Source organism: Microbispora hainanensis (genome assembly GCF_036186745.1).
In the GTDB taxonomy this organism is placed as follows: Bacteria; Actinomycetota; Actinomycetes; order Streptosporangiales; family Streptosporangiaceae; genus Microbispora.
The window spans coordinates 3,221,327-3,238,688 of sequence record NZ_CP108086.1 but is presented as its reverse complement, the minus strand read 5'-3'; the positions used below and the strand labels follow the sequence as shown (position 1 = coordinate 3,238,688).

The window sequence follows — 17,362 nt, the reverse complement described above, 5'->3', positions numbered from 1 at the left end:
GTCACCGGCCCCACTTGGTGACCGTGACCCGGGTGCCCTCGCCGGGCGCGGAGACGAGGTCGAACTCGTCCACCAGCCGCCGCGAGCCGCTCAGCCCGAGTCCCAGCCCTCCGGCGGTGCTCCAGCCCTCGGTCAGGGCCTGGTCGATGTCCGGGATGCCCGGCCCCTCGTCGGTGAAGACGAGCCGCAGGCCCGGCCGCCGCCCGCCCTCAAGCACCTCGATCAGCACCCGGCCTCCGCCGGCGTGCACCAGGGCGTTCCTGGCCAGTTCGCTGGCGGCGGTCACGATCTTCGTCTGGTCGACCAGGGAGAGCCCGATCTCCGCCGCGAGGGTCCTGGTCTGCTGGCGCACGACGACGACGTCGCCGTTGGTGGCGATGGGCAGCTCCCGGGTCGCGCTCACCCCGCGCCGTCCCTGACGTGTTCCAGCATCGCGACGCCCTTCTCCAGGTTGAGCGCCGTGCGCACGCCACCGAGCGACAGTCCCAGCTCGACCAGTGTGATCGCCACCGCGGGACGCATGCCGACCACGACGGTCTCCGCGTCGAGCATGCGGGTGATCGCGGCGATCGTGGAGAACATGCGGCCGATGAACGAGTCGACGATCTCGACGGCCGTGATGTCGATGATGACCCCGCGCGCACCCGTGGAGACCACCCTGTCCGCCAGGTCCTCCTGCAGGGCCAGCACGCTCTGGTCGTCGAGGTCGATCTGGATCGAGACGATCAGGATGTCGCCGAGCTTGAGAATCGGCACACGTTCCATCAGGCGCGCTCCGCCCTGACCGCGACCCGCGTCTTCGCCGCGCCCGTGATCTCCACGCCGCTCCGCTTCAGCGCGTACGACAGCGCGTCGGCCAGCGAGGCCTTGGTGACGATGTCGCCGAACTCGATGCCCAGCGTGACGATCGTGTGCGCGATCTGCGGGCGGATGCCGGAGATCACGCACTCCGCGCCCATCAGGCGGGCGGCGACGACGGTCTTGAGCAGGTGCTGGGCGACCTGCGTGTCGACGGCGGGCACGCCGGTGATGTCGATGACCGCGTGCTCCGAGCCGGTGTCGACCAGGGTCTGGAGCAGCTTCTCCATGACGACCTGGGTGCGGGCCGAGTCGAGCGTGCCGACGAGCGGCACGGCGACGATGCCCTCCCACAGCTTGACCACGGGCGTCGAGAGTTCGAGCAGCTGCTCGGCCTGGTCGAAGATGATCCTCTCCCGGGCCTCGGTGTAGGTCTCGAAGGTGAACAGGCCCAGGTCGTCGACGAGCCGGGAGAACCACACGAACCCGCGCAGCGCCTCCGGGCCGCCGTCGGCCTCGGCCGCCTCGTACAACGCCTCCTTGAGCGAGAAGACGAGCCGCGCCGTGTCGGCGGGCGTGTGCCCCTGCCGGACGCGGGCGCGGGAGAGCTCGGCGAGCAGCCCGCGTACGTCGGCGAAGTCCCCGGCGTCGCTGCTCAGAGCGGTGCGCAACGCCTGGTAGAGGTCACGGAGGTCATCGGGAGACGCTCCGGACAATTGGGTCCATCGCCGGAGCAACGGCTCCTCGTTGGACAGAAAAAGTTCGACTATGCGCCGCCTGGCGGCCTCCGCGGGAACGGTCACCCTCATCTCCTGACGATCGGCGTATGCGCCACTCGTCACGCTACCGGCACCCGAGCATAGCCCCCAAAACGGACCAGGATACTCATAGGCGACATTTGCTGCAATACCCGAAAACCGTCAGATGGCGGACGTCGGTCGCGAAGCCCAGTTCCTTGTCCAGGGCCGAGACGAGGCCGTCCACCATCTCGGGGGCCACCTCGGTGACCTCGCCGCACCCCCGGCAGACGAGGTGGACGTGGTCGGCCTCGGAGGCGAGGTGATAGGTGGGAGCACCGTGACCGAGATGGGTGTGGGTGACCAGCCCGAGCTCCTCCAGGAGTTCGAGGGTCCGATAGACGGTCGAGATGTTGACGCCCCTGGCCGTCTGCTGCACCCGGCAGCAGATGTCCTCGGGTGTGGCGTGTCCCAGCTCGGTCACCGCTTCCAGCACGAGCTGGCGTTGGGGGGTGATCCGGTAGCCGCGGGCCCGCAGCTCCTCGTGCCAAGTCTCGGCCATGCCCAGAGTGTAAGTCGTGCTCCGCGGGGCGTCTTCTCGGCAGCGGCGGAGGGGCGGGAACGTCACCGCATAAATTGTTTGCCCGCCCGCGGGACGATCGCATAGCGTGAAGGCACGCAGAAGGGAGGTGGTCCAAACAATGGTTGATCATTCTTGGGCTAGCGAGGTGGCTGTCCGCTAGGACTCGTCCATCTGGACCTTCCGTCTGGATGTCGGACGACATCCTGGCGAATCCTCGACAGACACCGGAACCCCGGGCAGCCGGCGGCCGCGGACGACTACCGTCCCGGCCATGGTCCAGCCGGCCCGCCTCAAACGAGGCGGAGCGCGCCCGGGGTTCTTTTTTTCGCTATTCGGACTCGAAGTCGCCGACCCGCTTGAGCTCCGCCGAGGCGTGCGACTGCAGCGGGTGCCCCATCGCCGCCATGTCGTAGGCGTACATGAGGTTGCCGTTGACCAGGCCGTAGAGCCGGTGACCCGCGTTGTACTCCTTGGCCGTCGTGGTCCGCGCGACCACGTCCGTACGCAACTCGATCTTGTGGAAGACGACCTCTCCCACGTAGATCTCCACGATGCCGGTCGGGTGCGCGAGGCACACCTCGATCTGGCGCTCGGGCTGGATCCGCCAGAACCCCGTCTCGGTGGACAGGGGCCGGACCTTGTCGCCCTCGGCGTCGAGCAGCCACGTGCGGCTCTCGTAGGTCAGGAACGGCTTCCCGGTGTGCCCGAAGACGATCTCCTGGCCGAAGTTGGCGCTCTCCATGGTGGGATATCCGATCACCCCGGCCCCCTCCCAGCGGCCCAGGAGGAAGGCGATCGGCTCGAGGTCGGGATGTACGTCCATAGACACGAGCTTAGAGGCGCGCGAGCAACCCCTCGCACCATGCGCGGCATGCGCCGATTGCCCAACTTGTACGGCATGCGCCGACACACCACCCACCCCCGGCGGACTAGGCTCAACACCATGGCGAGATCACTGGTGATAAAGGTGACGGCGGGGGCGGACGCCCCGGAGCGGTGCAACCAGGCGTTCACGATCGCGGCGGCCGCGCTGGCGAGCGGTGTCCCGGTCTCGCTGTGGCTGACCGGTGAATCCGCGTGGTTCGCGCTGCCGGGCCGGGCCAAGGAGTTCACCCTGGCCGAGGCCGCCCCGCTGGAGGACCTGCTCGACGCCGTGCTCGCCGCGGGCAGGGTCACGCTGTGCACCCAGTGCGCGGCCCGCAGGGGCATCACCGTTGACGATGTGATCGACGGCGTGCGCATCGCCGGGGCCTCCACGTTCGTCGAGGAGGCCCTGGGCGAGGGCGTGCAGGCGCTGGTCTACTGACCTGGCTCTGCCGGCGAGCCGTGGTTCGCCGGCGGGTCAGCTCGGCAGCACCGCGCGCAGGCGTTCGTCGCGCAGCGCCTGATACCAGCGGTCGTCGATCGGCGGCAGCGGCCCGGCCACCCAGCTCAGCAGCAGGTCGGCAAGCGCGGGGTTGCGGGCGAGCGCCGGCCCGTGCAGGTAGGTGCCGATGATGCGGCCCGCGTAGCAGCCCTCGGTGCCGTCCCCGTTGCCGGTGCCGACGATGGTGCGCGACAGCGGGCGCACGCCGGGGCCGAGCCTGGTCACGCCCATGTGGTTCTCGAAGCCCGTCAGCGTGGGCAGCCCCAGCGCGGGGTCCACCTCGGCGGCCAGCTCGCCGACGGAGCGCCGCTCGCCCCGCCCCGAGCTGATGTCCAGCAGGCCGATGCCGGGCACCGGCTGCCCTTCCTCGCCGCCGAACACCGTGCCCATGATCTGGTAACCGGCGCAGACCGCCAGCAGGGCGGCGCCGCGCTGGATCGCGGCGTGCAGGCCGCCGTCACGGCGCAGCCGCTCGGCCCCGAGGATCTGCGGCCGGTCCTCGCCGCCGCCGATCAGGTAGACGTCGCCCTGCTGCGGCACGGGGTCGGACGACCGCACGTGGATGGTCCTGGTCCGGATGCCACGGGCCCTGGCCCGCTGCTCCAGCACCAGGACGTTGCCCTGGTCCCCGTACGTGCTGAGAAGGTCGGGATAGATCCAGACGATGGACAATTCAGACTGCACGGCCGAACTCCGCTCGGATCTGCTGGAACGCGGTGTAGTTGGCGATCACGTCGATCTTGCCGGGCGCGAGGAGGCCCACCGCCTGCTCGAACGAGTCGCAGAGCTGGAACGGGACCTCGGCCACGGCAAGCCGCAGCGCGAGGTCGCGGCGGCGCTCGCCGGTGACGAGGACGGGCCTGCCCCGCAGGATGCGGTAGTCGACGTCCCACAGCCAGGAGGTGTCGCGGCCGTCGGGCCCCTGCGCGTTGACCGACAGGATGATCGGCAGCGCCGGGTCGGCGACGTCGAACGCCTCCAGCCACCCGGCCGGGTTCTTCGCCAGCAGCAGCCGCAGCGACCGGCCGTCCCGCTCCACGGTCGTGTAGCGCCCGGCGACGGAGGTGACCGTACGCAGCCGGGGCAGCGCCCGGGCGGGGTCGAGGCCGAGGGTCTCGGCGACCGCCAGCGCCACGGCGGCGTTCGCCCGGTTGGCCTGGCCGGGAAGCTGGAGGTCCAGGCGCCAGTGCTGGCCCCGGGGATCGGTCACGTACTCCCCGTCGAGCACCCAGCTCGGCTCGGGCCGGCGGAAGGCGCACTCACGGCACGCCCAGTTGGTCTCGGCCATCTGCGCCGCGGTGAGGCCCTGGCCGCCGTTACCGAAGCCGGAGCGGTCGAGCGGGCCGCCACACTCGGGGCAGCACCACGAGTCCTCACGCCAGCGCTGCCCCGCCGACACCCAGGTGACCCGGGCGGCGGTGGACGCGCTCCAGGTGACCAGCGGGTCGTCGCAGTTGGCGATCACGTGCACGGGCCTGCCGGCGAGGGCGCGGCGCCACTTCTGGGCCAGCAGCCAGATCTCGGCCGCCCGGTCCATCTGGTCGCGGCTCAGGTTCATGAGGCAGACGATGCCGGCGTGGGTCGTGTCGAGGACCTCGGGGAGGTATTTCTCGTCGACCTCCAGCACGCCGTACGGCGCGTCCTTGTTGGAGGCGAGCGCCGACACGTGGCCGGCGGGCATGTTGGCGCCGAAGGCGTTGGTCGCGACGTCGCCGAGCTCCTGCAGCGCCGAGGTGATCAGACGCGTCGTCGTGGTCTTGCCGTTCGTGGCGCTGACCAGGACGAGCTTGCGGTCGGCCGCGAGCTTGCGCAGCAGGTCGGGCTCCAGCATGAGGCCGACCCTGCCGCCGATCACCGAGCCGTCGCCACGCCCGGTGGCCCTGGACAGCGTCGCGGCCGTGCGGCCCAGGGCGCTGGCGAGCTGCGCCCGCAACGGAAGCTGACTCATGCCGAGATCCTAACCGCGCCCGGCGCCTGCCCGACGCCCGCACGCCGCCCGCACGCCGCCCGCCCGACGCCTGCGCCGCTCTACGGCGTCCCGCGGTCACCCGGCCGCGTGGCCCGATAGGAGGTCGCGGAGCAGCGCGATCTCGGCCCCGTGGTGGATGATCTCCCGGTTCACATGCAAGATCACTCGGCGTCGGTGAGGCCGGACATGCGTGGCCGGAGCTGGTTCTCCCAGTGCCAGGTGAGCGGGGACGCGAGTCGCCGCAGGCGAGGTGAGGGCATGGGCTCTCGGGACTCCTTACGGGGCTGGGGGATCACGATCCGAAGGACAGCTCCGCGGGGGTGTCGCCGTCGAACGGCAGGACGAACCGGCGCGGCCAGGACAGCACGGTCTCCAGCCAGCCCGCGCTCATCGTCTGGGCCACGTATTTGACCCGTTCGCGCGGCTCCACCCCGATGGCGACCGTCGTCACGTCGCGCTGGATGCCCTCGTGCTCGTCGTCGCCCAGGATGACCCGCCAGGCCAGGGCCCGGTTGCGGTCGACCTCCATCGACAGCGGGTGGTGGCGCAGCGCCTTGGCGCGGTGGCCGAGCAGCTCGGTGCGCACGCCGACGGCGACCCCGCCCTCGGCCGGCTCGGCGCCGTTGACCCCCTGGTGCGGGTACGGCCGGCCGGCGGGGTCGGTGCCGAACAGCGGATACTCCATCGCCGGGGCCGGGCTGCGCAGGTTGGGCGCCGGATGCCCGAACGGGAACAGCCGGTCCACCTCGTGCAGCCAGCGGACCTGGGGAATCACCCAGGCCGCGCCCGGCCGCTCGCCCGCCCGCATCGGCGGCTCGCTCTCCCCGCCGTCCGCCTGGCCCGCCGCCAGCAGCCCGGCGGCGACCTCGGCGGCCTTCTCGGTGAGCAGCGCGGGGTCGAACCACGTGCGCAGCGACCAGGCGCGGCGCGCGACCGACCGCTCGACCAGCGTGGCCAGCAGGCACTCGCGCCGCTTGGCCGGCAGCTCCGCCCAGATGTCGGCGAGCACGCGCGGCACGCCCGGCAGCGACCGGTTCGTCACGAACGCCAGCACGACCGTGTCGGTCCAGATCCGCAGCCACGCCCACTCCGGGGCCACCGCGAGCAGGTCGGCCTCGCGCAGCTCGACCAGCGTGCACGCCTTCCCCGTACGGCACTCGCGCCCGCAGGCGGCCGAACGGCGCCCGCAGATGGGCGGCACCGGGCCGAGCGTCTCGCGTTCGCGGTCCTCGCCCAGCGGCACCTGGACGCGCAACGGGCGGTCCATGCCGTCGGCGAACACCGCGGCGAAGCCCGGCTGGAGCGACACCACCTGACGCGACTGGTCCTCGCTCAGGTTCATCGCCGCCCCGACGAGCGCGCGGTCGTCCTCGGCCGGAAGCCGGTGCACGACCTTGAGCGCGGTGTTCTTCACCACGTCGGAGACGAGCTTGGTGGGGATCTGCTCGGCCACGATGATGCCCTCGCCGTACGCCCTGATCTCGGCGAGCATCCCGGCCAGCAGCTCGACGGCGTGGGTGGAGGCCCGCTGGGAGCCCCGGTCGCGCAGCAGCCGGTGGGCCTCCTCGATGACGATGACGTGCCGCAGGCCGCCCGCGCCGTCCTCGCCCCGCGGTTCGGAGCGGGCGCGCATGCGCAGGTGCTCCACGATGCGGATGATCAGCGTGCCCATGAGGAACGCCTTGTCCTCGTCGTTGGCCACGTCCTCGATGGCGAGCACGACGTTGCGCTGGAGCAGGCCGCCGATGTCGGCCGGGTGGCCTCCCTCGAAGAATCGGCCCGCGCTGCCGACGCGCAGGCTGCGCAGGCGCAGACTGATGAAGCCCTCGACGTCGGCCTGGACCTCGTTGCCGTAGCCGATCTCCTGGATGACCTCCAGCGCCTGCTGCTGGAGCTGCTCCAGGGTGGGCACGGCCGGCTGCACGGCGGCCCCCGGGATGCCGCCGCCGGTGACCACGTCCCAGCCGTTGGCCTCGTAGACGCGCTGCAGCGCCAGCGACATGATCTGCGGGAACGGCTCCTCGGCGTCGAACGCCGCCATGAACAGCGCCCTGACCATGTCGATGTGGGCCTGCACGGGATAGCCGGGCTCGGGCGCGAGCGGGTTGACGCTGATCGGCACGTTGTCGGGCGCCGAGGGGTTGATGACGGTCAGCGGCGCCAGGTGCTCCACCCGGCCGGCCATCGCGGCGTACTCCGACTTGGCCGGCTCGATCGCCAGCCACGGGATGCCCGCCTTCGTGAGCTGCTCCAGCAGGTGGCGTACGGTCTGCGACTTGCCCGAGCCGGTGGCGCCGGTGACGAAGGCGTGGCGGTTCAGCGTGGCCAGCGGCACCCGGAACGTCCCGACCGCACGGTCCTGCCCGTCGACGATCGCGCCGAGATCGACGGTCTCCGCCGGCCCCTCGATCTCGGCCTCGCTCGTCACGTCGAAGAAGCCCGCGTCGAGCACCCGTACCCCCGGCACCTCGCGGCGCGGCAGCCCGGCGAGCGCGGCGAGTGCCCCGGCCGTCGCCGCGAACGGCGCCGCCGCGCCGTCGGCCGAGTCCTGGAGGTTGACGGCCAGCGCCTCGCCGAAGCCGTACACGGACTCGCAGGCGCCGTCGCCCGACAGGGCGGGCAGCGACATCGCGCTGCGCAGCCGATAGGGGTGATGGCTCATCTCCACCGAGCCGACCAGCACCGGCGCGATCTGGCGCAGCTCGTCGGGGCCGGCCGCGCCGGCCAGCACCCTGACGTTCCACAGCCCGGCCTCGCGGAAGGCGTCGAGCTCCTGCATCCTGCGCTCGGCCCGCTCGGCGTCGAACCGCGACCGCTCCGAGGCGTCGCCATACTGGCGCAGCACGTTGAGCTGGGTGCGCAGGTGGGCCACCTCGGCGTCGAGCAGGTCGGTCGGCTCGGCGACCACCACCCACGCGAACGGCCGGGACATGAGCGTGACCAGCGTCGACTCGAACAGCGTGGGCCGCTTGGTCTCGTCGGGCTCCGGCTCGCGCCTGCCGTACAGCGGCGGGGCCTGCCGGCCGGGGCACGGCGTCCAGACGAGGTCGGCAAGGTCGGCCAGCCACTCGTCGCCGATCTCCACGCCGCGCGCGCCGCCGGGGAACAGCAGCGGCTGCGGGCCGGTGACCGGCGGCTCCGGCGTGGTCGCCGCGCGCTTGGGCGGCTTGGGCGGTGTGAGCGGTCCCGCGTTGGTGATGAGCTCCAGCGGCGCACCCGAACCCCGCGACAGCCAGCCGATGACGAACGGCCGGTTGCGCTGCGCGGCGGACAGGACCGCGGGGAGCACCGTGACGAAGTCCCACTCCGCGGACGAACTACGCGATGGGGCGGTGATCGCCTGAATCCGGTACCACGGCCCGCTCAGGGGAAACGGCTGCATCAGACCCCTCAGGTGACGACGAACAGGGGAGAGACTCCTCGAACGATCACGGCCGCACACCCCTGTTGACGATGCCCTTACCGAGAGCGGACGGTGTCATGGGCGCGTACGACGTTTCGGAGGCGGTCATGACCGCTTGCGCCAGTCGAGGCGAGGCGGCGGGGGCCCGACCGTGGGGAAGCGCAGCGGGGGAACGTCGGGCAGCACGGGCAGCACGGGCGGCACGGACATCTGACGCGGGCCCCCTCATGACCGCTTGCGCCAGTCGAGCCGGGGCGGCGGGGGCCCGACCGTGGGGAAGCGCAGCGGGGGAACGTCGGGCAGCACGGGCAGCACGGGCGGCACGGGCGGCACGGGCGGCACGGGCGGCACGGACATCTGACGCGGGCCCCCTCATGACCGCTTGCGCCAGTCGAGGCGAGGCGGCGGGGGGCCCAGGTTCGGGGGAACGTCGGGCAGCACGGGCTCCTCCGGCTCCGGCTCGGGCTCCGGGGGCGCGAGGGCGGCCCGCCGGATCTCCTCGAACTCGCCCAGCGTCGTCTTGGGGAAGGTGAGTATCGCCGGGTTCGCGTCCGCGAGGCGCACCTGGCGTCCCTCCGCCGTCGAATAGGTGACGATCACGGAGGTCGTCGGGAGCTGCTGGAGCTGGTGCGGCTCGACCAGGAACTCCCGCGACCGCTGGAGGACCCCGTCGGCCACCGTGGGCGCGCGCCGCCCCCACTCGGTCGACTCGGTGATGTCCTCGCGCAGGTCGCCCTCGCCCTTCTCCTCCCCCTCCGTACGGCTCTCGCCGACGGTGGAGGTGTAGTAGCCGCTCGGGCCGTTCACCGCCGTGCTGAACGTCTCGGTGAGCTGGGCGAGCTCCAGGCGGTGCTCGGTGCCGACGTGCTCGCTGGCCACCCGGGCGTCCTCGGCGTTGCCCAGGCGCATGAACGCGACCGCCGCGTGTCCCCGGCCGAGCCGTTCCCGCACGGTCGGGGTGAGGCTGCGGTAGGTGAGCACGAGCCCGGTGCGCGAGGTCTCGCAGGCGTCCATGAGCCGGTCGAGCACGTCGCCGCGCAGCTTGTCCGCGCCCGCCACGATGATCGTGTGATACCAGGGCCGCTCGCTGGCCGGCGACTGCCGCAGGATGTGCGTGAGCGCGGTCGCGACGTAGGTCCCGAGCACCCGGTTGCCGAAGACCCCCGCCTGCCGGTCCATGCTGACGACCCGCAGCCGCGCGGGCGGCAGCCGTACGGCCTGGGAGCCCAGCGTCTCCAGCTTGCGCAGCTGTGACTCCAGCGCCCAGGCCCGCTCGATGACCACCCGGTCGGCCACGCCCCGGCCGAACAGCGTGCCGATGCGTTCGAGCTGCGACGCCGTGAGCAGGCCGTCCTTCATGTCGTCTCGCGGGTCGCCCACCTGGGCCAGCGCCCGCAGGGCGGCGGTGACCTGGCTGATCGTCGCGTTCTCGCCCAGGACCTCCAGCACGCGCTCCAGGATCGCGTTGTCGAAGCCGATGTCCCTGCTGGTCTCCTCGCTGACGCTCACCACGTGGGCGAGCACGTCGGCGAACGCCTCGGGCTTGAGCGTCGCGCCCAGGTCGAGCCGGGGCAGGTCCACCGGGAGGACCCAGACGAGCGGGTCGTCCCCGCCCCTGCGCGCCAGCTCGATCAGGTCCTTGGCGATCGCGCCCTCCGACAGGTCGAGCACGGTCAGGTGGCCGCCGCTGTAGAGCCGGGTCGCGCCGATCAACGTGACCAGCGCCGACCAGCCGGTCAGCGTGCCCCCGGCCACGTCGACCCGGTCGATGTCGTCGGGCACCGCCACGGCATACCAGGTGATCTGCCGATCGAAGCGGTTCTTCTTCTCGGCCCAGTCGCGGTATTTCGCGGCGTGCTCCTCCTGGGCCATGACGATCTCGCGCTGGCGGCGTTCCTGCTCGCGCAGCGCCTTGCGCCGGCGCTCGTCGAGCCGCTCGTTGACCGTACGGTCGCCCTGCCGGATGGCGTAGGTGCAGATGGCGGCCACGCCTCCGGCGGCGACCAGGCCGAGCAGCACGAACGACCAGGTGAGCAGGCCGGTCACGCCGAGGACCAGGATCCCGGCGGCCACGACGGCCATGAACGTACGGAAGATCTTGACCGGGCGGTTGAGCAGATCCTTCTGCAGCCGCTCCCGGTGGACCCACTCGGTGTCCACCGGAGGCTCGGTGACGTCCTCCCTCGCCGGTCGCTTCGGCGGCGGTCCGGGATCCGGGTACAGCAGTGCGTACTGCCAGCCCAGGTAGATCCGGTCCGCCTGCAACTGGGCATGCTCGGGGTGCGGGTCGCCCACGGGCCCTCCATGTCCGCCTCGGTCTCAGCGTAGGAGCTGGAAGCCCTGTCAGGGCGCGCTTCTCGCCATTCGGACGTATTTCCGCGCGAGGGACCGCACCAATGCGACCAATGGGGCAACTGTGGTCGTACTACGATCGCTTGCCATGACGTCATCCCCCAATGGCGCCCGCCGACGACGCCCGGTCCTCGTCCCGGTCGCCACCGCGCTGGCCGTGGTGGGCATCGGCGTCACCGCCGCACTCGGCGGTTTCGAGGAGGCCCCGGAGAAGCCGCCGCCCACGGTCTCGCCCGGGGACGTGATCGACCAGGGGCAGTTCCACACCCAGTTCATCAAGGCGATCGACACCACCGAAAAGGGCGACTTCGACACCGAGAGGCGCTATCTGGAGCTCGTCCTCAAGGTCACCAACATGGGCACGGAGACCGCCTCGGTCGGCGTCATGCCCGAGCCCGGCAAGGGCTTCCATCAGAGCACGACCTTCGCCAGCTCCCTGCTGCGGACCCGCCCGGAGATCAAGACCAAGTACGGCCCCGACGTCGCCGTGCTCAGTCTCGGCGTCGAGAGCCACCAGCTGCAACCCGGGATCACCACCACGGTCGTGGTGAAGTACGAACTCGAGCCCACCGCGATCGCACCCTCGGAGATCAGCCTCGACGTGGGCTCGTTCGCGTACGAAACGGTCGGCATGCGCGACCAGACCCATTACTGGTTCCTCGTCGGCGAGAACGAAGACGGCGAAGGCGACTTCGAGCCCGACGTCGCCGCGCGGATCACCCTTCCCGTGCGGAAGGAGAGCACCTGATGACGATCACCCAGGTGGAGAGCCGCACGGCACGGCGCGCGGCGCGGAAGAAGCCGCCACGGCGCGGTGTGGGGCGGCGGATCGCCGCCGGAGTGGCGGGAATCGTGCTCGCGGCGGCGGCGGTCTACGCACAGCAGAACTTCTCGGTGTCCTTCGAGCAGCGCACCTCCTATCTGACCTACAAGGGCCGGATCGGCGAGACGGTGGAGACCAAGCGCTTCACCGTCAAGGCCCTGTCGGTCACGGCCGCTCACGCCGTGGACACCACGGACTACTCCAACAAGGTGTCCAAGGTGGCCACGAGCAACCTGTTCCTGCTGGTCGACGTCTCGGCGACGAGCGCGCGCGAGCCCTTCAAGCTGAGCAGGCTCAGCCCCCCGGTCCTCCTGACCGCGGACGGCCGGCGCTATGACCCGACGGACAAGGTCAGCGACTCCCTGACGCTGTTCAACAAGTACATCCAGCCCGGGTTCTGGTCGAGCGGGCTGCTCGTCTTCGAGGTGCCCGAAGACGCGGTGCTGGGCGCGCACCTCGTCTTCATCCCTCCGGTCAGCCCGCTGGTGCGAGACAACTACGCGCCCGAGGCGCAGATCGACCTGGGGCTGTCCGGTGCCGCCGCCGGCCGGCTGATCTCACAGGCGGAGGACTACCACTCTCTCGTGAGCGCGAGCCGATGACCAAGACGCCCATGGACGGAACCCCGCCGAGGAACGGCCCCGACGCCCGCGACTGGTTCGCGCCCCCGGCCGAGCAGCCCTCCGACATCACCTACAGCGGGGCACTTCCCCCGCCCGTACCGACGGCGCCGCCCTCCATACCCATCCCCGGCACACTGAAGCCGCCGACCGACCTGCGGGTGTGGCCGCCCCTTGAACCCGAGGAGCCCGAGGGGGAGGACAGGTCCACCCAGCCCTTCCCCGCGCTGCGGACGAACCGGCAGCCGCCGCCCGGGGCGCTCGCGCCCGCTCCGTCGTCCGCTGAGCCTCCCGCGGAGCCGCCCAGGATGCCGCCCAGGATGCCGCCCAGGGTGCCGCCCGCGGCAGCGCCCGCGGCAGTGCCCGTGGAGGTTTCCCCGGAGGAGCCGGCCGCGCCCAAGCGGCGTACGAGCCTGCTCGTGGGGGGAACCGTGCTGTCCGTCGTGCTCGCCGTCGGCGCCCCCACGGTGTTCGGCTACCAGGCGTACAGGTACGGCCGGCCCGCCGACATCGTCCAAACCGTGCAGCCCGGCCAGGCGGGAGTCTGGCAGCACGTGTCATGGCGGGCCACCGTGGAGAAGATCAAGGATCCCACCGGCAAGCCGGAGCGGTCCGATCGCCAGTGGCTGAAGATCCTGATCACCAGGACCGCGCTCGACGCCGAGGGCGCCATTCGCCACGGAGCACCGGCGGAGGTCAAGTTCACCGACCGGGCCGGGCGCACGTGGCAGGTGGAGAAGGTGAACGACGAGACGCCGCCCGACGTCAAGGACAACAAGATCGGCACGCCCTATCGGCTGGAGATGATGGGCGTGGTGCCGCCGCCCGTGGCCGACGAGGTCGAGGTCGTCCTACGGCCGAGCAGTTACCGCGACGTGCCCGATCAGTCCGCCGAAGACTTCGTGAAGGCCGCCTTCAGCTCGACGGAGCGGGACGATCACGTTCTCCGGTTCCGGCGATGAGCCTGCGGCGGGTCGCGGCGAGGTCGAACGTGGCGGCGATCAGGCACATCGTCGTCAGGGTCACGATCAGGTCCACGACGTAGACGACCGGCTCACCGGTCGCGAACCACAGGTACGGCTGCTCGCTTGCGGTGAGATAGCGGCCGGCCCTGAGGAGATAGTCGCCGCCGATGTCCAGGCCGACGTAGCAGAGGGCGAACAGCCCGAACAGCGGGGCGCCCCCGCTCACCGTCAGGCGCAGTGAGTTGAGCAGCGGGATCCATCGCGCGGTCCAGCCGGCGCTCAGCTTCGCGAGGGCGAGACGCGTCCAGTTGTGGGTGCGCTCCAGGTGGACCGCCGCCTGCTCCAGGCGCGTCCCCCTGATCGTGGTGCGGGTGTCCTCCGCGTACGCGCCGTAGACCAGGATGCCGATCGTCAGCCATGTGAGCGGGATGGCGAGGGCGTCGACGACGTGCGGCCACACGCCGCCCAGCCACTCCGCGGCCGGCTTCCATCCCGGGACGCTCTCCTCGGCGTTGGCCGCGAAGTCGTGCCAGGCGGCGACGGCGGACCGCTGACCGATCCAGTCGGAGCGCGCCCCGACGGCGGCGGCGATCGCGTTGAGCCCGTAGAACGCGAACGCGAGCTCCCCGAACGTGGCGAGGATGCCGGAGAAACGGCCCTCCCCCGCCTCGTGGCGACGGCCGAAGTACCACTTGACCACGTACGCGACGATCATCGTCGCCAGGGAGACCTTCGGATCGAGGTTGAGCAGCCCGGCCGCCACCCCGCTGTCGTTGCCGCTTCCCGCGTCGAGCACGTAGCGGTCCGGCTGCCGCATCATGTCGATGTCGGCGAACTCCCGGGCGTCGTCGGCGACGAACCCCCAGGTCGTGTAGATGCCGGCGAAGACGAGCGCGGTCCGGTTCAGCGCGTTGAGCAGGCTCTCCTTGGCCTCGCCACCCGCGCGCCGGGCCTGGGTCTCCATCAGCGCCTCGCGGACGACGTACAGCATGCCGACGGTCGTGGCGAGCGACGTCATCACGACGAGCGTGAACAGGAACATCGTCAGGACCAGCCGGGCCTGATACCACGAGCCGTGCGAGATGGTGGCGGCCAGCAGGAGCAGCGCCCACCGCACCAGCCGTCCGGCCGAGAACCAGAGGATCAGCGGCAGGGCGCATCTGGCGAGGATCCGCAGGGCGTTCAGCGGCAACGCGTACGGCGAAATCGTCCAGGAGGCCCGGCGCGGCGCGGCATCCTGGCGAGGGGCGGCAAGTGCGGACGTTCCGGACACCTGCCGCATGCTATCGGCTCTCGGTCCCCCCTACGGAGCGATGAGCTCGACTGTGGGGAAGTAGGTCCGATATCGGGTGGTGTCACGGGTGAGTAGCCGGTATTTCCGCACCGCGGCGTGCGCGCCGATGAAGAAGTCGGGCAGCGGCGACCTCTTCTCGCCCCCGCGTCTGCGATAGGCGAGAAACGCCTTGCCCGCGAGGAAGGCCGCCTCGAAGGGCACGTCCTCACGCTCGTAGTCCTCGGGCGGCAACGCCTCGTCAAGGCGCTCGATGCTCGAGAAGCCGACCGACACCTCGGAGTAGACGACCGGATTGAGAACCAGACGTCCCTCGTCCAGCGTCCGGGCCAGGGCATCGGCAGACCAGGCCCCCCACTTGGGGTCATCGGTGGCGACGTCGAGCAGGACGCAGGAATCCACGAGGGTGACCTGCTCGCGGACGACGCGCAGGGGGCTACTCGTCACGCAGCAGCCCCATGATCTCGTCCGTGGTCATGGACGTCGTCGCACTGCCCCGAAGTCGCTGCGCGGCCCGGCTGCCCCGCGTGCTGCTGCTCTCCCGGCGCACGATCTGCAGGGTGTTCCCCACTTCGATCACGTCGACCTCGTCGCCGGGGTGCAGGCCGTACTTCTCCCGGATCTCGGCGGGAATGGTCACCTGTCCCTTGCTGTTCAGTCGCATCGCGCTCGTCCCCATCACGTATTACACGTAGCACGTAATACTAGTCGCCGGCAGGAAAACGCAGAAGGCCGGTGCGTTCGTGGGAACGCACCGGCCTTCTGGTGAAGCGGTGGATCAGACGGTGACCGAGAGCTGGGCGACCTCGCCGAGCTTGGCCTCGACGGGGACGTCCTTGGTGACGCCACCGCCGGCGATGATGCGGACGGTCCACTGGCCGGGCGCGGCGAAGAAGCGGAAGATGCCCTCGTCGGAGACGACGACCTCGCCGGTGAACTCGCCGCTGTGGTCCAGCAGGCGGGCGTACGCCGTGCCGGCGCCGGAGACGACGCCCTGGATCACGGCCTGGTTGGACAGGTCGATGCCGGCCGGCAGCGCGACGGTCTGCTCAGGAGCAGCGCAACCCTGGATGGTGGTCATCAGCGGGCCTCCCCTAGCTCGATCGGCACGCCCACGAGCGAGCCGTACTCGGTCCACGAACCGTCGTAGTTCTTGACGTTGGGCTGGTCGAGCAGCTCGTGCAGCACGAACCAGGTGTGCGCGGAGCGCTCGCCGATGCGGCAGTAGGCGATGGTGTCCTTGGAGAGGTCCACGCCGGCGCCGGAGTAGAGCTCGCGGAGTTCGTCGTCGGAGCGGAAGGTGCCGTCGTCGTTGGCCGCCTTCGACCACGGGATGTTGCGGGCGGTGGGCACGTGGCCGCCGCGCTGCGCCTGCTCCTGCGGCAGGTGGGCCGGGGCGAGCAGCTTGCCGGTGAACTCGTCGGGCGAGCGGACGTCGACCAGGTTCTGCTTGCCGATCGCCGCCACGACGTCGTCGCGGAAGGCGCGGATGTCGTTGTTGGGCTCCTTGGCGACGTACTGCGTGGCCGGGCGCTCGACGACGTCCGTCACCAGCTCGCGGGACTCCAGCTCCCACTTCTTGCGCCCGCCGTCGAGCAGCTTGACGTTCTCGTGGCCGTAGACCTTGAAGTACCAGTAGGCGTAGGCGGCGAACCAGTTGTTGTTGCCGCCGTAGAGGATCACGGTGTCGTCGTTGGCGATGCCGCGCGACGACAGCAGCGCCTCGAAACCGGCCTTGTCGACGAAGTCGCGGCGGACCGGGTCCTGCAGGTCGGCCCGCCAGTCGATCTTCACGGCACCGCGGATGTGACCCTTGTCGTAGGCGCTGGTGTCTTCGTCGACCTCGACGAGCACGACACCCGGCGTGTCGAGGTTGGCCTCGACCCAGTCGGCGTCCACCAGAACGGCGGAGCGGCTCATTGGATTCTCCCAGGTTGTAGACGGCGAATGAGCAGGTACATTTCGCAGCCCAGGCAGAAGCCGAACGCTGCGTTGAGGAAGGCGGCCAGCAGTGCCGCTGCTGTCGCACCCAAGGCCAGGGCGGTGATCCCCGCCGCGAATCCGATCAGTCCCACGACCGCGAACCCCAGCCCGACGGCCTGCGCGAACCGCGGTGGCGCCGCGTCCTCCATCTCGGCCGGCGGCCTCAACCTCGGCCGTACGAACCGGCGGAAGACCAGCCCGTACGGCGACGCGTCAGCGGCGCCGAGCGCGAAGACGATCGCCTGCGCGGCGAGCAGCCAGGGATTCTGAGTGACCAGTACGACCGCGAGGACCACACTGGTCACGGCCGCGCCGAAACGCGGGCCACGAGGGTCGATCTGCATCGTGGGGATGCTCCTGAAGGATTCTTGGAACGCGGCACGAAGCCGCAGGAATCACCCTCAGGCCATGCGACAGAGCGATGTCGCCACGCGGCAGAAGTCCACCGCGCGCCGCTTCGTGAGCAGCTCTG

The 17,362-nt window shown here is 70.9% G+C and carries 20 protein-coding genes; 4 read left to right on the top strand and 16 right to left on the bottom strand.

What is annotated here, in order from left to right; all coding sequences use genetic code 11:
• Position 1: 1 nt before the first annotated feature.
• From OHB01_RS15310 to OHB01_RS15290, 5 genes are all read right to left on the bottom strand, one after another.
• On the bottom strand, positions 2-403 hold the full coding sequence (locus OHB01_RS15310) for an anti-sigma regulatory factor (protein ID WP_328855555.1): 402 nt from the start codon (positions 401-403) through the stop codon (positions 2-4).
• Positions 400-765, bottom strand: a complete 366-nt coding sequence (locus OHB01_RS15305) for an STAS domain-containing protein (protein ID WP_328855554.1) — start codon at positions 763-765, stop codon at positions 400-402. Before OHB01_RS15305 ends, OHB01_RS15310 begins: the two co-directional genes overlap by 4 nt.
• Positions 765-1,601 carry an STAS domain-containing protein gene (locus tag OHB01_RS15300; protein WP_328855553.1) on the bottom strand — a complete coding sequence of 279 codons (837 nt, stop codon included), beginning with the start codon at positions 1,599-1,601 and terminating at the stop codon, positions 765-767. Before OHB01_RS15300 ends, OHB01_RS15305 begins: the two co-directional genes overlap by 1 nt.
• Positions 1,602-1,683: 82 nt before the next feature.
• A complete protein-coding gene (locus OHB01_RS15295; RefSeq protein ID WP_142624056.1) occupies positions 1,684-2,097 on the bottom strand; it encodes a Fur family transcriptional regulator in 414 nt (137 codons plus the stop codon).
• 349 nt (positions 2,098-2,446) lie between these two features.
• Complete coding sequence (locus OHB01_RS15290; RefSeq protein WP_142651494.1) at positions 2,447-2,941, bottom strand: FABP family protein; 495 nt, start codon at positions 2,939-2,941, stop codon at positions 2,447-2,449.
• Positions 2,942-3,061: 120 nt separating this feature from the next.
• On the opposite strand from OHB01_RS15290, the gene OHB01_RS15285 reads away from it, so the two are divergent.
• On the top strand, positions 3,062-3,424 hold the full coding sequence (locus tag OHB01_RS15285; RefSeq protein ID WP_142651495.1) for a DsrE family protein: 363 nt from the start codon (positions 3,062-3,064) through the stop codon (positions 3,422-3,424).
• Positions 3,425-3,460: 36 nt separating this feature from the next.
• Here OHB01_RS15285 and OHB01_RS15280 read toward each other — a convergent pair whose 3' ends face one another.
• The 5 genes from OHB01_RS15280 to OHB01_RS15260 form a co-directional block, all read right to left on the bottom strand.
• The gene (locus OHB01_RS15280; RefSeq protein ID WP_142651496.1) at positions 3,461-4,168 is read right to left on the bottom strand and encodes a type 1 glutamine amidotransferase; all 708 of its coding nucleotides are present in this window, start codon (positions 4,166-4,168) and stop codon (positions 3,461-3,463) included.
• A complete protein-coding gene (locus tag OHB01_RS15275) occupies positions 4,158-5,432 on the bottom strand; it encodes a MurT ligase domain-containing protein (RefSeq protein ID WP_142651497.1) in 1,275 nt (424 codons plus the stop codon). Before OHB01_RS15275 ends, OHB01_RS15280 begins: the two co-directional genes overlap by 11 nt.
• Positions 5,433-5,745: 313 nt before the next feature.
• On the bottom strand, positions 5,746-8,835 hold the full coding sequence (locus OHB01_RS15270) for an ATP-binding protein (RefSeq protein ID WP_328855552.1): 3,090 nt from the start codon (positions 8,833-8,835) through the stop codon (positions 5,746-5,748).
• A gap of 246 nt (positions 8,836-9,081) precedes the next feature.
• Positions 9,082-9,213, bottom strand: a complete 132-nt coding sequence (locus OHB01_RS15265) for a hypothetical protein (protein WP_328855551.1) — start codon at positions 9,211-9,213, stop codon at positions 9,082-9,084.
• 15 nt (positions 9,214-9,228) lie between these two features.
• Complete coding sequence (locus OHB01_RS15260) at positions 9,229-11,151, bottom strand: hypothetical protein (protein WP_142651499.1); 1,923 nt, start codon at positions 11,149-11,151, stop codon at positions 9,229-9,231.
• Between the two features lie 145 nt (positions 11,152-11,296).
• On the opposite strand from OHB01_RS15260, the gene OHB01_RS15255 reads away from it, so the two are divergent.
• Genes OHB01_RS15255 through OHB01_RS15245 form a run of 3 tightly spaced genes read left to right on the top strand, consistent with a single transcriptional unit; the run spans position 11,297 to position 13,613 of the window.
• Positions 11,297-11,956, top strand: a complete 660-nt coding sequence (locus OHB01_RS15255) for a hypothetical protein (RefSeq protein ID WP_142651500.1) — start codon at positions 11,297-11,299, stop codon at positions 11,954-11,956.
• Positions 11,956-12,633 (top strand): DUF4352 domain-containing protein, encoded by a 678-nt coding sequence (locus OHB01_RS15250; protein WP_328855550.1) that lies wholly within the window; start codon positions 11,956-11,958, stop codon positions 12,631-12,633. Before OHB01_RS15255 ends, OHB01_RS15250 begins: the two co-directional genes overlap by 1 nt.
• A complete protein-coding gene (locus OHB01_RS15245; RefSeq protein WP_328855549.1) occupies positions 12,630-13,613 on the top strand; it encodes a hypothetical protein in 984 nt (327 codons plus the stop codon). Before OHB01_RS15250 ends, OHB01_RS15245 begins: the two co-directional genes overlap by 4 nt.
• Here OHB01_RS15245 and OHB01_RS15240 read toward each other — a convergent pair.
• The 6 genes from OHB01_RS15240 to OHB01_RS15215 all read right to left on the bottom strand — a co-directional run bounded on the left by OHB01_RS15240 (position 13,567) and on the right by OHB01_RS15215 (position 17,234).
• Positions 13,567-14,889, bottom strand: coding sequence for a hypothetical protein (locus OHB01_RS15240; protein WP_328708397.1), 1,323 nt, complete (start codon positions 14,887-14,889; stop codon positions 13,567-13,569). The genes OHB01_RS15245 and OHB01_RS15240 overlap by 47 nt on opposite strands.
• Before the next feature lie 30 nt (positions 14,890-14,919).
• The gene (locus OHB01_RS15235) at positions 14,920-15,354 is read right to left on the bottom strand and encodes a type II toxin-antitoxin system VapC family toxin (RefSeq protein WP_142651504.1); all 435 of its coding nucleotides are present in this window, start codon (positions 15,352-15,354) and stop codon (positions 14,920-14,922) included.
• Positions 15,344-15,571, bottom strand: coding sequence for an AbrB/MazE/SpoVT family DNA-binding domain-containing protein (locus tag OHB01_RS15230; protein WP_142651505.1), 228 nt, complete (start codon positions 15,569-15,571; stop codon positions 15,344-15,346). Before OHB01_RS15230 ends, OHB01_RS15235 begins: the two co-directional genes overlap by 11 nt.
• Before the next feature lie 114 nt (positions 15,572-15,685).
• Complete coding sequence (locus OHB01_RS15225; protein WP_142651506.1) at positions 15,686-15,988, bottom strand: DUF1416 domain-containing protein; 303 nt, start codon at positions 15,986-15,988, stop codon at positions 15,686-15,688.
• Entirely contained in the window at positions 15,988-16,827 is an 840-nt protein-coding gene (locus tag OHB01_RS15220; protein WP_142651507.1) for a sulfurtransferase, read from the bottom strand. Before OHB01_RS15220 ends, OHB01_RS15225 begins: the two co-directional genes overlap by 1 nt.
• On the bottom strand, positions 16,824-17,234 hold the full coding sequence (locus OHB01_RS15215) for a DUF4395 domain-containing protein (RefSeq protein ID WP_142651508.1): 411 nt from the start codon (positions 17,232-17,234) through the stop codon (positions 16,824-16,826). The genes OHB01_RS15220 and OHB01_RS15215 overlap by 4 nt, the downstream gene beginning before the upstream one ends.
• Between the last annotated feature and the right edge of the window lie 128 nt (positions 17,235-17,362).

Coding starts and splice junctions, on each gene's coding strand:
- OHB01_RS15305 (WP_328855554.1), bottom strand. CDS start 765: ATGGAACGTGTGCCGATTCTCAAGCTCGGCGACATCCTGATCGTCTCG.
- OHB01_RS15295 (WP_142624056.1), bottom strand. CDS start 2,097: ATGGCCGAGACTTGGCACGAGGAGCTGCGGGCCCGCGGCTACCGGATC.
- OHB01_RS15290 (WP_142651494.1), bottom strand. CDS start 2,941: ATGGACGTACATCCCGACCTCGAGCCGATCGCCTTCCTCCTGGGCCGC.
- OHB01_RS15285 (WP_142651495.1), top strand. CDS start 3,062: ATGGCGAGATCACTGGTGATAAAGGTGACGGCGGGGGCGGACGCCCCG.
- OHB01_RS15275 (WP_142651497.1), bottom strand. CDS start 5,432: ATGAGTCAGCTTCCGTTGCGGGCGCAGCTCGCCAGCGCCCTGGGCCGC.
- OHB01_RS15270 (WP_328855552.1), bottom strand. CDS start 8,835: ATGCAGCCGTTTCCCCTGAGCGGGCCGTGGTACCGGATTCAGGCGATC.
- OHB01_RS15265 (WP_328855551.1), bottom strand. CDS start 9,213: ATGTCCGTGCCGCCCGTGCCGCCCGTGCCGCCCGTGCCGCCCGTGCTG.
- OHB01_RS15255 (WP_142651500.1), top strand. CDS start 11,297: ATGACGTCATCCCCCAATGGCGCCCGCCGACGACGCCCGGTCCTCGTC.
- OHB01_RS15250 (WP_328855550.1), top strand. CDS start 11,956: ATGACGATCACCCAGGTGGAGAGCCGCACGGCACGGCGCGCGGCGCGG.
- OHB01_RS15245 (WP_328855549.1), top strand. CDS start 12,630: ATGACCAAGACGCCCATGGACGGAACCCCGCCGAGGAACGGCCCCGAC.
- OHB01_RS15230 (WP_142651505.1), bottom strand. CDS start 15,571: ATGCGACTGAACAGCAAGGGACAGGTGACCATTCCCGCCGAGATCCGG.
- OHB01_RS15225 (WP_142651506.1), bottom strand. CDS start 15,988: ATGACCACCATCCAGGGTTGCGCTGCTCCTGAGCAGACCGTCGCGCTG.
- OHB01_RS15220 (WP_142651507.1), bottom strand. CDS start 16,827: ATGAGCCGCTCCGCCGTTCTGGTGGACGCCGACTGGGTCGAGGCCAAC.
- OHB01_RS15215 (WP_142651508.1), bottom strand. CDS start 17,234: ATGCAGATCGACCCTCGTGGCCCGCGTTTCGGCGCGGCCGTGACCAGT.